This window comes from Actinopolyspora alba (assembly GCF_900112765.1).
GTDB classification, from domain to species: domain Bacteria; phylum Actinomycetota; class Actinomycetes; order Mycobacteriales; family Pseudonocardiaceae; genus Actinopolyspora; species Actinopolyspora alba.
In genome coordinates this window covers 466,681-479,334 of sequence record NZ_FOMZ01000001.1, presented here as the reverse complement: position 1 = coordinate 479,334, position 12,654 = coordinate 466,681, and the positions used below count along the sequence as shown (strand labels likewise).

Here is a 12,654-nt window from a genome sequence, read left to right as displayed (position 1 = left end):
GTCGAATACCGGTCGTGACGCTCGATCCGTGAGACCGAGCCCGGCTGGTGAGTGATCGGGTGGCCCGGCGCCGAGGGGTTCGGCGCCGGGCCACTCTCTTTCCGGTCCGGTTTCTCCGGAGCTCCGCTCCGACCCCGCCCGGGTCGCGTCGATTTCGCGCGAAATTCACTTCGCCCCGGGGCCGCACCCCGGGATCTCAGGGACTTGCTGAGTAGTTTCGCTCTGTTCGCGCCGCGTCACGCTCTGTTCCGGTGGCGGCGATGAGCGATCACGACATTTCCGACGACGACCCCGAGAGACCCGGTACCGCCCCGGCGGGGCCGGTGGTGACCGCCGCGCTGTTGGGGTTCAACCTGGTGATGTTCGCTCGGGGACTGTACAGGCTCAGCAGGGAGGACACCTTTCTCGACGTGGCGGCCTCCTCGCAGCCCGGCTTGGGTGAACTGCTCATCCGGGGGTTCCTCTACGGTTTCATCGCCGCCGCGGCGGTGGGACACCTGTGGTTCATGACCCGCGTGCTGCGCATGTGCGGGGTGCCTCGTCCGGTGCCGACCACGCTGCTGAGTATCGCTGTCTCGACGGTGCTGGTGCTGCCCCCGGGGCTGGTGAGCTCGATGTGGGGCTCGAGCGCGGACTGGCTGACGCGGCTCCTGCTGCTCCCGTCACTGGCCGCGCTCGGGCACGCCGTGGTGGTGCGCTTCGCGCTCCGTGGCTCCCTCGATTCGGAAGCACCCCGGCCCACCGCCAGGACAGCGGTCTTCACCGCCGAGATGCTGGGGATCAACTTCGTGCTTATCTTCTGGACACTGTGGATGTACTACTGGCTCGCGCGATTCGGGATCGGTATGTCCTCGGTGCAGGAGCCCGCGAGCCTCATCGTCGCCATCCACTGCGTGCTCGCCGTGCTCGCGTTGCTAGAGGTGTGGTTCCTGGTCCGGATGATGCGGTTCACCGGTCCCGCCCGGCCCGCGCTGTTGCTGTTGCCGGCTCTCGTGCTTTCGGTCGCGCTGGCCGCGCTCGCAGGTGTGGGGCTGTGGGTGCTCTGGCAGCGGTGGCGGGTGTTCTCCGGTTACGAGGTCGACATTCCGCTGTTCGCGCTGTTGGCCGCAGCGAGCTTCGGTCTGGTGGCGCGCGGGGCGCGCCGAAGGAGGGCAGTTTAGGAAGGGCGAGCGTGAAACCGGGTTCGTCCCTGCGGCGGTAGCCGATCGCGGTGCACCACCAGTCGGCGAGTACCTGGTGGTCTTTCGCTTCCAGCGCGATCGCCTTGAACCTCGCTGCCATGCGGGCACTCCACCACGCGGCACCGACAGTCCCGGTCCGTCGATTTCTCGCGAAATCGCCGCGCCGCGGAGGAACGGCGCCGTAAATTTCGCGAGAAATCGACGGCTCCGTGAGGCGGGCCGGAAGGTTCAGCCGAGTCGGTCGTGGTGGAGGTGGTGGAGGAAGTTGGTCCACTGGGTGTGGGTGAAGTGGTGGTGGGGGCCGTTGGGGTTCTTGGAGTCGCGCAGCCACCAGCCCGTCGCGTCGTAGGCGACCTCGACGCAGTTCTCCGCGCCCGCGCTGAAGCTGGATTTGTGCCAGTTCGGCTCGTCGTGATTCCGCGTTTCGCGCATGTGCTGCTCCTAGCTCAGTTCCTCGATGCGTCGATCGATTGCTTCGACAGTCTTTTGGGGACTCAGCGCGACCGCACGAATTCGGCAGTCACATCGGTGCCCGCGTGGTGTGGCCGGGATCGAACGGCGCACGCGAACTCGACTGAATACGATTCCCCGTCGTGCCCCGATTCCCCGTCGTGCCCCGGCTCCCGGTGCTTCGTCGAGGTCCGGTGCGGCACTTCCCGGGAACCGGCTCGGGTTCCGGAGCCACTCGACCGCACCGGCCGGGCACTCGCCGCCGAACGAGTTCCGCGAGCGGTCAGAGCGAGCGCAGCGCGGCTCGGATCTCCTCCGGTACCGGAAGGGTGGTGTGGGTCTCGCGGTCCACGTAGACGTGCACGAACCGTCCCAGCGAGGCGGGTTGCTCGCTGCCGTTGCCGAACACCGCCAGCCCGTAGGTGACGCTGGAGTTGCCCAGCCGCCGCAGCCCGATCCCCACCTCGACGTCGTCGGGAAAGCTCAGCTCGGAGAGGTACCGGCAGCCGGTCTCGGCGACCATGCCGATCGCGGGCAGCTCGCGGATGTCGGTTCCGGTGGCCCGCATCAGCCAGCCGTTCACGGCGGTGTCGAACCACGAGTAGTGCACCACGTTGTTCACGTGGCCGTAGGAGTCGTTGTCGCCCCAACGGGTCGTGATCGGCCACAACACGTTGAAGTCGGCGCGCTTCGGGGGTGGATCGGGAAAGTCGGACACGCCGGGCAGCCTAACCCGTCGGTGAAGGGTGGACCCCGTGTCAAGGACGACCGTCACGACCGGTACGATGTTTCGTGTTCGGCAACGAGCTGGCAATGCTCCGAACGGAGCATCCGCCGTCCGAATGTCCGAGCGCGATTAGCTCAGCGGGAGAGCGCTACCTTGACACGGTAGAGGTCGCTGGTTCAAACCCAGCATCGCGCACCATCCCGGTTCCGGGTGTCCGTTCGATCGACGTTACCGGACTCGGAACGACTCAGCGGGTGCGCTCGTAGTGACGCCGTGCTTTCGCGCGGTTGCCGCAAACAGCCATCGAGCACCAGCGTGCGCGGTTGGCGCGGCTGCGGTCGAGCAGGAACAGCCTGCACTCGTCGTTGGCGCAGGGGCGTAGTCGGCCCGGAAGTTCCTCCTCGGTGGCGGCCCAGGCGAGGACCACCTCGACGGCCAGCCGCGCGTGCGGGGGAGTGCTGAGAGTCCACCGCAGACCGTCCGAAGTGAACTCCGGGGTTCGGTATACCCCTTCGAGCAGCGGGCTCAACGTCTCGGGCGAGCTCTTCCCCGACACCACGTCCCGCAGGGCGTCCCGCGTCCGGCGCAGCAGCGCCAGTTCTTCGAGGCTGCCTTCGCCACCGTGTTCCCGCGCCCAGCGCTTGCCTTCGGCGGGATCTCGGAGCGCGTCCTGCTCCTCGCCGTTCACCAGTGGCCTGCTGTTGAGCAGGTCCAGCAGCGCGTCCATCGGGTGTCGCTCTCTCTAACTGGTTCAAGTCCTTTGACAGGTTAGCTCAACCGTGCTTCCATAGCCAAAGCTAACCACATAAAAAACTTGAAGAGGTTAGAAATGAACTCGGTGCACCACCGGACCACCACCGTCGACGGCCACGAGATCTTCTACCGCGAGGCAGGGCCGGCCGGCGCCCCCACGATCGTGCTGCTGCACGGCTACCCGACCAGCTCTTTCATGTTCCGCGAACTCATCCCGCTGTTGGCAGGGGATTACCACGTCATCGCGCCGGACCACCTCGGCTTCGGCCGCTCGGCCGCCCCCGGAGTGGCGGAGTTCGACTACACCTTCGACGCCCTCGCCGAACTCACCGACGGACTCCTCGACCAACTGGGCCTGAGCCGCTACGCCCTCTACGTCCAGGACTACGGCGCTCCCATCGGATGGCGCCTCGCGCTCAAACACCCCGAACGGATCTCCGCCGTGGTCACCCAGAACGGCAACGGCTACGAGGACGGTTTCGTCGAGTCGTTCTGGACCGACGTCTGGGCGTACGCGGCGAATCCCGGCCCCGAGACCGAACCGGCGGTCCGCGCCGCGCTGAGCCACGACGCCATCCGCTGGCAGTACGTGCACGGCGTGCCCGATCCGAGCGTGGTCAGTCCGGACACCTGGGAGCACGACTTCGCCCTCGTCTCCCGCGAGGGCAACGACGAGGTCCAGCTGGCGCTGTTCCGCGACTACCCGAACAACCGCCCGCTCTACCCGTTGCTGCACGAATTCCTGCGCACCAACGATGTCCCGGTGCTCGCCGTGTGGGGACGCAACGACGAGATCTTCGGCCCGGATGGTGCGCGGGCCTTCGCCCGCGACGCCGAGGACGCGGAGGTACACCTGATCGACGGTGGTCACTTCCTGCTGGAGAGCCATCTGTACGTCGTCGCGGGCTACCTGCGCGGCTTCCTCGGGCGGGTGCTGGGTTGACCAGGGTGGCCCGGTAGCGCCTCCGGGAGCGGTACCGGGCCGAAGGTGTCTCCCGGCCGGTCTTCCGATCGGTCCGGTTGCTCCGGTTCAACGGGGAGGGACTCCGTGCCCACTCTCGGTCACCGATCGATTCGCACGGCCGGTGGTCGGGGAGTCACGGATGCATCCGCGCTCCCTTGACCACCTTGTCCACGACGTTGCGCGATCCGTACACGCCCACTCCCACCGGATCGAGCTTCTCCCTCGGAACGGCTCGGACGGCGGCGCGGTTGTCCCGGTCGTTGCCGGTGCCGAACAGCTCGGAGGTGAACACCGACACGGCCGTGTTCCGCTCGACGGCGCGGGAGTGCGCTCGGGTCACCACCTCCCCGCTGCCCTCGAAGATCAGCACCGGCTGCCGGAACATCGACAGGTACTCGGTTTCGTCCGCGTCGCGGTACGGCTCGCCGATCACCTCCGGGCTCCTCGTGCTGAGTCCGCTCACCAGGAACGCGGTCACGTTCAGCCGCTGCCAGGTCGCCAGGTCCTCGCGCAGCAGCACGGCGATCTTCGTGTCGAACCGGACGGGGGAAGTCTCCACTGTCATGGGGAGATCGTGACCCGCCGCCCGCCACCGGGTCTTGTACAGTCTTTGCATGGTCACCAGCTCGGGAGTGGCGGCGTGGCGTCCACCCGTGCCCGGGATCGTGGAGGCCTACCACGCTCACCTCGTCGAGCACGCCTATCCGATGCACGCCCACGACTCGTGGACGCTGCTGCTGGTGGACGACGGGACGGTGCGCTACGACCTGCACCGCCACGAGCACGGCGCGCTGCGGAGCCTGGTCACCCTGCTGCCGCCGCACGTTCCGCACAACGGCACGCCCGTCACCCCGCGGGGGCTCAGGAAGCGGGTGCTCTACCTGGATCCCGGTCAGCTCGGCGACGATCTCGTGGGACTCGCGGTGGACGCGCCCACCATCGACGACCCGCTGCTACTGCGTCGCATTCGGCAGCTGCACGACTCGCTGCTGCTTCCCGGCGACAGTCTGGAAGCCGAGAGCAGGTTGACCCTGGTCACCGAGCGACTGCGCCGCCACCTGGGCGAGCGCACCCGGACGGCGGAACCGGGCGATCACGCGAAACCCGCCGTGCGACTGCGCGAGCTGCTGGACGAACACCTCGTCGAAGGAATCACGCTCCGGCGGGCGGCGGACCTGCTGCACACCCACCCCGCCCACCTCGTCCGGGCTTTCAGCGGGGAGTTCGGCACCCCGCCGCACCAGTACCTGACCGGGCGCAGGGTCGATCTCGCCCGCCGGTTGCTGCTCGACGGGATGGCACCCGGGTTCGTGGCCACGGCGGCGGGATTCCACGACCAGTCCCACCTCGGCAGGCACTTCAAGCGGGTGATCGGCACGAGCCCGGCGCGGTTCGCTCGTTCCGGCGGGTAGGACCGTGTCGGGGTCAAGCGCCGAAGGACTCGGGGCCGAAGCGGCCCCACGCCACGAAGGCGGCCATCGCCAGGTAGAGCAGATTCGCGACGACGGCGGTCCGCTCGCCACGGCGGAGATGAGTGATCATCGCGCCGATCATCAGCAACACCCAGCAGACGGCGGTCACCGGCACCATCACCGGCGCGATGTCGACCGCGGCGGGCAGTGTGATCCCCACGGCGGCCAGGACCTCCACCGCTCCGAGCGTCTTGACGAAGCCGACACCGAAGTCGCCGGTCCACCCTCCGTTGGAGGTCGCGGCCAGCTTCTCCTTCGGCACGAACAGTTTCGTGATGCCGCCGACGAGCATGACGACGGCCAGCAGTCCTGCGACGATCCACAGTGCCAGGTTCATGGGGTTTCGCTCCGTGCGGGAGTGGGGACACACGTCAACTGGTCGCAACCTGCCACAACTCACCCGCATGATACGAGTGGTTTTCCGCATTCGTCCCGATTCGGGATGTCCGGGTTGGACGCTCCGGGGTGGACGGGTAGTTCGCCGCGAGCGGTGTCCGACGATTCACCGACACGCGTGACCCTCGGGAACAGCGGCACGGCCGGTTGGCCCGCGGACGTCGCCGTGATCGATGCTCCCGCTGCCGGTCCGCGCCAGGGCTATGCCCTCAGGCGCCCGCTTCCTCGGTTTCCGGACGCCGCGCATCGTCCGGCACGCGCCTGCCCAGCAGCCGCAGCCCGAGCAGCAGCACCGCGATCGAGACCAGGAAGGAGGCCCACCACGGGAACCCGAACCCGATCGGCAGCAGTCCGATGACCACCGCGACCGCGCCCGCGTAGAGGGCGTAGGGAATCTGGGTGCGCACGTGGTCGACCACATCGCACTGCGAGGCCAGTGAGGAGATCACCGTGGTGTCGGAGATCGGTGAGCAGTGATCGCCCCACACCGCTCCGGCCAGCACGGTGGCCACGCTGGCGTAGATGATCGGGTGCCCACCCGCGGTCTCGGCCCCCTGTGCCTGCAGCAGCGACCAGGCCAGCGGTACCGCGAGCGGAGTCAGGATCCCCATGGTTCCCCAGCTCGTCCCGGTGGCGAACGCGACGGCTGCCGCGAGCACGAACAGGATCGCCGGGAGCAGCGGGGCGGGAAGCGTCTCGCTGAGGGCGCCCGCCAGGAACTCGGCGGTCTTGAGCTTCTCGGTCAGCGAGGAAAGTGCCCAGGCGGCCGAGAGGATGATGACCACGTACAACACCGACTTGATCCCGGCGAACCACGCGTCCACGAACTGCCCCAGGGACAGCAGCCGCTGCCCGAAGCTCATTACCGCCGCGACGAGCAGTGCCACGAACGAACCCCACACCAGCGCGGCGAACGGATCCCCGGCACCCATGATCTCGAGGACGGTGCTGCCGCTGCCGGTGGCCAGTAGCCCCACGAAGGTCGTCACCACCAGGGCGAGGATCGGCACCAGCGCGTTCAGGAAGCGGCGTGGGGTCCGTTCCTCGGGGCGCAGCTCGGTCTCGGTGTCCGCACCGGACCCCAGGTTCGAGCCCGGGCGCAGCACCGTGCCCGACCGTCGGGCACGGTGTTCCGCCCGCGCCATCGGGCCGAAGTCGCGTCGACTGCCGGCGACGGCGAAGACGAGCACCACGGCCAGCACCGGGTAGAAGGCGTAGCGCAGCGAGCTGACGAACACCGCGAAGCCGCTCTGTTCGAGCCCGATCTTGCCGACCGCGTCGTCGACCAGTCCGACCTGGTAGCCGATCCAGGTGGTGAAGAGACCGCACGCGGCCACCGGTGCGGCGGTGGAGTCCACGATGTAGGCGAGCTTCTCCCGTGAGATCCGCAGTCGGTCGGTGATGGGGCGCATCGTGTTGCCCACCACGAGGCTGTTCGCGTAGTCGTCGAAGAAGATCGCCAGCCCCAGGCCGCCGGTCGCGAGTTGGCCCCGCCGGGGTGTGGCGGCCCAGCGCGTCACCAGTTTCACGATGCCGTCGGTGCCGCCGTTGCGCCGGATCACCCCCACCAGCCCGCCGATCATCATGGTGGCCACGACGATCATCACGTGGTCCCGGTCCGCGAGCGCGTCGACGATGTACACCCCCACCGTGTCCAGCAGCGAAGTGCCCAGCCCCGTGAACGTGGCACCCTCCAGCAGCCAGGCCCCGAGCCAGATCCCCGCCAGCAGCGCGGGGATGACCTGCCGAGTCAACAGCGCCAGGGCGATCGCGAGCAGCGGAGGCAGGATCGACAGCCACGTCGCGGTCATCTGGTTCCTTTCGGGCGGTGGCCGAGGCTTTCCGTTGTGGAAGACCGGTATCGGAGGTTGTCCGGAGCCGCTGGGTACTCCCAGCACACGCTGGGCACCCCAACACACGGTGCATGAATCCGGTCACCGCGAGTGGGTGTGACATACGGTAGCTTTACTCGATCGAGCGACAAATAGTCGTTCGTTGCTTCGTCCCAACGGATAATCGTACTTCGTTGCGCACAGTGTGCTGATCATTGTGCGCCGGTCACCGGCGAATGTGGTCGCCGCGGAACCGCTCGGTCGGATTGTGCTCCGGAACACATTATCAATCAGTCGTTTGACTGATTTCAATCAACTGATTAAATTGACTGATTGAAAAGAGTGGCGCCAGGACTCACGGGGATTCGGAGGAGTCGGGGCGCGGTGGCTGCGAGGGTGACCATGACGAGACGGACGGCTCGGGTCGAGCGTGGCGTGGCGACGCGGGAATCGATCCTGCGCACCGCGGAGTGGCTGTTCGCGGAACACGGGATATGCGCGGTGTCCAACCGTCAGATCAGCGAGGTCGCGGAGCTGGGCAACAGTGCCGCGGTCGGGTATCACTTCGGCACGAAGAACGAGCTGGTGCGTGCGATAGCGCACCACCACGGGGAACGCATCGAGTACATCCGGGCCAACATGTTCACCGAGCCCGCGGGTTCCACCGAACTGCGGGACTGGGTGTCCTGTCTGGTGCGGCCGATGACGCTGTACCTGGAGTCGTTGGGTACCCCGTCGTGGTACGCGCGGTTCGCAGCGCAGGTGATGGTCGATCCGGTGCTCCACGAGATCATCGCCGGGGAGTCGCTGCGCTCCGACTCGTTGCGGTTGTCCCTGGAAGGGATGAACCGGTGTCTGCCCGAGCTGCCCGAGAACGTGCGGACCGAACGCTGGAACATGGCGCTGTGCCTGACCAGGCAGATGTGCGTCGAACGGGAACGCGCTCTCGCCGAGGGCGTGCCCACTCCGCACGCGAGCTGGGACGAGTTCGCCACCGGCCTCGTCGACGCGCTCACCGGCCTCTGGTCGGCCCCGGTGACGCGTCAGCCGTGATCGACCCGCGCCCGGTGACTCCGAGCGGTTCCCGTGACCGCGTGAACACGACATCCGTCGGAATCGATTCCGGGCCTCCGGTCCGACGGCGCGGCCGATTCCCCGAAGCGTCCCTGGTCGGCACAGAAATGAGAATTCCGAGCTGCAAGGACCGAACGCATGACCAACGACGAGCGGTCACTCGAAGCTGAGCTGTTGGATCCGGACAGGCTCGGTTTCGATCCGGCGGAACTGCGCGCCCGGTACCGGACCGAGCGGGACCGGCGTCTCCGCTCGGACGGCGCGAGCCAGTACATCGCACCGACCGGTGACTTCAGCTATTACGTGGCGGACCCCTACGCCGAGGCCGAGCCGAACCGTGAACCGCTCACCGACCACGTGGAAGTACTGATCGTCGGTGCCGGATTCGGCGGGTTGCTGGCCGGGGCACGACTCCGCCAGGCGGGGTTCGACTCGATCCGCTTGCTGGAGAAGGGCGGCGACGTCGGCGGGACCTGGTACTGGAACCGCTACCCCGGGGTGCGCTGCGACATCGAGTCCTACATCTACCTGCCGCTGCTGGAGGAGCTCGGTTACGTCCCCACCGAGAAGTACGCGCGCGGCGAGGAGATCCGGCAGCACACCGTCAACATCGCCAGGAGGTTCGACCTCTACCGGGACGCGTGCTTCCAGACCGAGCTGACCGGCGCGACCTGGGACGAGTCCCTACGTCGCTGGAACGTGACCACCGACCGGGGCGACGAGATGACCGCCCGGTACGTGATCTTCTCCAGCGGCCCGTTCAGCAGGCCGAAGCTGCCGGGCATTCCCGGGATCGACGACTTCACCGGGCACACCTTCCACACCAGCCGGTGGGACTACTCCTACACCGGAGGTGACCAGACCGGCGGGATGCACGAGCTCGCGGACAAGCGCGTCGCGGTCATCGGTACCGGCGCCACGGGGATCCAGTGCGTGCCCGACCTGGCCCGGGACGCGGGCCACCTCTACGTCTTCCAGCGCACACCATCCGTTGTGGACGAACGCGGTAACCGTCCGACCGACCCGGAATGGGCGGCGAATCTGCCCGAGGGCTGGCACGACCGCAGGCGCGACGACTTCCTCGCCGTACTCGGCGGTGATCGGACCGCCGAGGACATGGTGGGCGACCGGTGGAGCGACCTCGCCCATCACTACAACGCGGTGGCGGACGAGACCGGCAGGGACGAGCTCACCACCGAGGAGCACGAGCTCGTGCGGGAGGTGGCCGACTTCCGCAAGATGAACCAGGTGCGGGAGCGCGTCAAGTCCATCGTCGAGGACCAGCAGACCGCCCGTGCCCTGCAGCCCTGGTACCGCTACGAGTGCAAGCGCCCCACCTTCAACGACGAGTACTACCCGGCTTTCAACCGCCCCAACGTGACGCTGGTGGACACCGACGGGCGCGGCGTGGAACGCGTCACCGAGCGCGGACTGGTCAGTCAGGGCGTCGAGTACGAGGTCGACTGCATCGTCTTCGCCACCGGCTTCCAGGTCGGCGGCTCGCACCCGGCGGCCAGCGGGCTCGCGCTCCACGGCCGCGACGGTGTGACGCTGCCCCGGCACTTCCGCGACGGCATGCGCACCCTGCACGGCTTCACCAGCCACGGTTTCCCCAACCTGTTCTGCATGGGGCCCTCGCAGAACGGTGTGGCCCCCAACTTCACCCACGTGCTCGACGACCAGTCCGTCCACATCGCCGCGATGATCACCGAGTCCGCCAAGCGCGGCGCGGCCTACGTGGAACCCACCGAGGCGGCCGAGCAGGAGTGGGTCGACGAGATGGGGCGCAAGGCCGGTGTCGACCGGGCACTGGACGAGTGCACGCCGGGTTACTACAACAACGAGGGCCACTCCTCGGTCGTGCGGAGCTTCTACCGACCGGACGAGCTCGAATTCGCCGAAACACTGCGGCAGCGGCGCGAGAACGACCGATTCACCGAGGTGCTCGTCCGGACCGGGGAGAACGATGCCGACGAACGGAACTGACCTCGAAGCGCCGGAACCGGGAACCGGTCGTTCGCGACCGGTGCGGTTGAACGAGCCGAGCGGGTTGCGGGGGGCGAACGGCATCGCCTTCGGCCCCGACGGGCTGCTGTACGTGGCGCAGTTCCTCACCGGGCGGATCAGCGCGGTCGACATCGACTCCGGCGAGGTCGAGCTCGTGGTCCCGCCGGGCGGTCCGCTGCGCACACCGGACGACATCGCGTTCGGTGCCGACGGGACGATGTACATCGCCGACCTGGCACCCGGGCGGGTGTGGCGGCGCTCCCCGAACGGGGAGTTCGACCTCGTCACCGATGCCGTGGTCGCCCCGAACGGGATCACGTGCCTCGGTGACCGCCTCTTCGTCAACGAGATGCGCTCCGGCGGAAGGCTGTTCGAGCTCTTCCCGGACGGTGGCTCACCGGTGCTGCTCACCGAGGGCTGACGTACGGCAACGCGATGCGGTTCGGCCCCGACGGTCGGTTGTACTACCCGCACATGATGACCGACGAGGTGCTGCGGATCTCCCCCGAGGGAGGCGAGCCCGAGCTCGTCGTGAGCGGGGTGCCCATCCCGGTCGCCGTGCGCTTCGACCGGGCGGGGGAGCTGTTCGTGCTCTCCTGCGACGCTGCGGGAACGATCACGCACGTCCATCCGGAAACGGGTGGGACTTCGAGCACGGTCACCGGTGTTCCCGGCCTGGACAACGCCGCGTTCGACGGGGCCGACCGCATGTTCGTGTCCAGCTTCGTCCGGGGAAGCATCACCGAGCTCGGTGAGCGAGGCCGCACCCGTACGGTCCTGCCGCCGGGACTGAACGGGCCGTTCGGCATCACGGTCGACCCCGCCGGCAGGGTCTACGCGGCCGACCACTTCGGACTGTCGAGCGTGTCGGAGTCCGATGGGATCGACCAGGTGGACGTGGTGGGTGGAACGCTTCCCGGGTTGCCGCGGAACGTGGTCGCCACCGGCGATGTGCTGCAGCTCGTCGACATCAGCGGTGGGCTTTACGCGTACGACCCCGTGCGGGGAGTCTCCCGTGGACGTGCCGCTGGCCTCGGTGAGCTCGCCGGAATCGCTGCCGACTCGAGCGGGCGCGTCGTGCTCGCGGCCCCGGAGAAGGGACAGGTGCTGGCCGTCGACGAAACCGATTCGGTCACGGTGCTCGCCGAAGGGCTGGAACATCCGGTCGGCGTGACGCTGGACCACCACGGGCGCTGCTACGTCAGTGACGACCGGCTGGGGCGAGTACTGCGCCTGGACGAGGAGCCGGTGGTCGTGCTGGACGGGCTCGGCGCGCCGCAGGGGATCGCCGTCAGCGGCGACGAACTGTTCGTGGTCGAGGTCGAACACCGCAGGCTGCGGCGGTTCGGTCCCGCTACCGGCACGAGCACGGTCGCGGTAGGCGAGCTGGCCGTGGAGACGCTTCCCGGCGTGAGTGGCACCGGCTCGAACGGTGAACCGGACGGCAGTGGCCGTCCGAGTTCGTTCGTCGATCTGGCGGTCGCCGGGGACGACGGCTCGTTGCTGCTGGCCGCCAACGGCGAAGGAAGCGTGTGGCTACTGAAGATCGACGCCGCGGGAACGGGTGAGTGGTGAGCGGGGAAGCGCTGGTCGGCAGCGGCACCGACCTGCTCGTGGACGGTGGCGTGGTGGCAGCGGTTCGGGCCGGGCGGCTGGGTAGCCCCGAACAGGAGTGATCCGACTTTCCCGCTCGGATCGCCGGGATGGTTACTCAGCGGAGCCCCTCGCACGGGGAGTCCGCGGTGGCGCCGACCGCGTGCGTGGCGGTTCGGCGCTGCCGCGCCGAGAAGTATCGGAG

At 68.1% G+C, this 12,654-nt stretch carries 13 protein-coding genes and 1 tRNA gene; 8 read left to right on the top strand and 6 right to left on the bottom strand.

Going from position 1 to position 12,654, the window contains the following annotated elements:
- The first annotated feature begins 260 nt into the window (after positions 1-260).
- A complete protein-coding gene (locus BM150_RS02070; RefSeq protein WP_092922858.1) occupies positions 261-1,160 on the top strand; it encodes a hypothetical protein in 900 nt (299 codons plus the stop codon).
- A 249-nt stretch (positions 1,161-1,409) separates the two neighbouring features.
- On the opposite strand, the gene BM150_RS02065 is transcribed toward BM150_RS02070, so the two are convergent.
- Together BM150_RS02065 and BM150_RS02060 are read right to left on the bottom strand one after the other, a co-directional pair.
- Positions 1,410-1,613, bottom strand: coding sequence for a DUF397 domain-containing protein (locus BM150_RS02065; RefSeq protein ID WP_092922855.1), 204 nt, complete (start codon positions 1,611-1,613; stop codon positions 1,410-1,412).
- A 301-nt stretch (positions 1,614-1,914) separates the two neighbouring features.
- The gene (locus tag BM150_RS02060; RefSeq protein ID WP_092922852.1) at positions 1,915-2,349 is read right to left on the bottom strand and encodes an acyl-CoA thioesterase; all 435 of its coding nucleotides are present in this window, start codon (positions 2,347-2,349) and stop codon (positions 1,915-1,917) included.
- Positions 2,350-2,481: 132 nt separating this feature from the next.
- Here BM150_RS02060 and BM150_RS02055 point away from each other — a divergent pair.
- Positions 2,482-2,556, top strand: a tRNA-Val gene (locus BM150_RS02055).
- A 49-nt stretch (positions 2,557-2,605) separates the two neighbouring features.
- Here the strand turns inward: BM150_RS02055 and BM150_RS02050 are convergent.
- A complete protein-coding gene (locus tag BM150_RS02050) occupies positions 2,606-3,085 on the bottom strand; it encodes a CGNR zinc finger domain-containing protein (RefSeq protein WP_092922849.1) in 480 nt (159 codons plus the stop codon).
- Between the two features lie 102 nt (positions 3,086-3,187).
- On the opposite strand from BM150_RS02050, the gene BM150_RS02045 reads away from it, so the two are divergent.
- Entirely contained in the window at positions 3,188-4,054 is an 867-nt protein-coding gene (locus tag BM150_RS02045) for an alpha/beta fold hydrolase (protein WP_092922846.1), read from the top strand.
- A 154-nt stretch (positions 4,055-4,208) separates the two neighbouring features.
- Here the strand turns inward: BM150_RS02045 and BM150_RS02040 are convergent, their stop codons facing one another.
- Positions 4,209-4,640, bottom strand: coding sequence for a DUF2000 domain-containing protein (locus BM150_RS02040; RefSeq protein ID WP_092922842.1), 432 nt, complete (start codon positions 4,638-4,640; stop codon positions 4,209-4,211).
- Positions 4,641-4,689: 49 nt separating this feature from the next.
- Here BM150_RS02040 and BM150_RS02035 point away from each other — a divergent pair, with 49 nt between their 5' ends.
- The gene (locus BM150_RS02035) at positions 4,690-5,487 is read left to right on the top strand and encodes a helix-turn-helix domain-containing protein (RefSeq protein ID WP_092922839.1); all 798 of its coding nucleotides are present in this window, start codon (positions 4,690-4,692) and stop codon (positions 5,485-5,487) included.
- Positions 5,488-5,500: 13 nt separating this feature from the next.
- On the opposite strand, the gene BM150_RS02030 is transcribed toward BM150_RS02035, so the two are convergent.
- Both BM150_RS02030 and BM150_RS02025 read right to left on the bottom strand, forming a co-directional pair.
- Positions 5,501-5,884 carry a DoxX family protein gene (locus BM150_RS02030; protein WP_092922836.1) on the bottom strand — a complete coding sequence of 128 codons (384 nt, stop codon included), beginning with the start codon at positions 5,882-5,884 and terminating at the stop codon, positions 5,501-5,503.
- Positions 5,885-6,152: 268 nt separating this feature from the next.
- Positions 6,153-7,754: a Na+/H+ antiporter NhaC family protein gene (locus tag BM150_RS02025; RefSeq protein ID WP_092922833.1), complete on the bottom strand. Its 1,602-nt coding sequence runs from the start codon at positions 7,752-7,754 to the stop codon at positions 6,153-6,155.
- 423 nt (positions 7,755-8,177) lie between these two features.
- Between BM150_RS02025 and BM150_RS02020 the strand changes: the two genes are divergently transcribed.
- The 4 genes from BM150_RS02020 (at position 8,178) to BM150_RS02010 (ending at position 12,431) form a co-directional block, all read left to right on the top strand.
- A complete protein-coding gene (locus BM150_RS02020) occupies positions 8,178-8,828 on the top strand; it encodes a TetR/AcrR family transcriptional regulator (protein ID WP_092922830.1) in 651 nt (216 codons plus the stop codon).
- A gap of 159 nt (positions 8,829-8,987) precedes the next feature.
- Positions 8,988-10,835, top strand: a complete 1,848-nt coding sequence (locus BM150_RS02015) for a flavin-containing monooxygenase (protein WP_092922827.1) — start codon at positions 8,988-8,990, stop codon at positions 10,833-10,835.
- Entirely contained in the window at positions 10,816-11,277 is a 462-nt protein-coding gene (locus BM150_RS24375; RefSeq protein WP_217641302.1) for an SMP-30/gluconolactonase/LRE family protein, read from the top strand. Before BM150_RS02015 ends, BM150_RS24375 begins: the two co-directional genes overlap by 20 nt.
- A 14-nt stretch (positions 11,278-11,291) precedes the next feature.
- Positions 11,292-12,431, top strand: coding sequence for an NHL repeat-containing protein (locus BM150_RS02010; protein ID WP_217641301.1), 1,140 nt, complete (start codon positions 11,292-11,294; stop codon positions 12,429-12,431).
- The last annotated feature ends 223 nt before the right edge of the window (positions 12,432-12,654 follow it).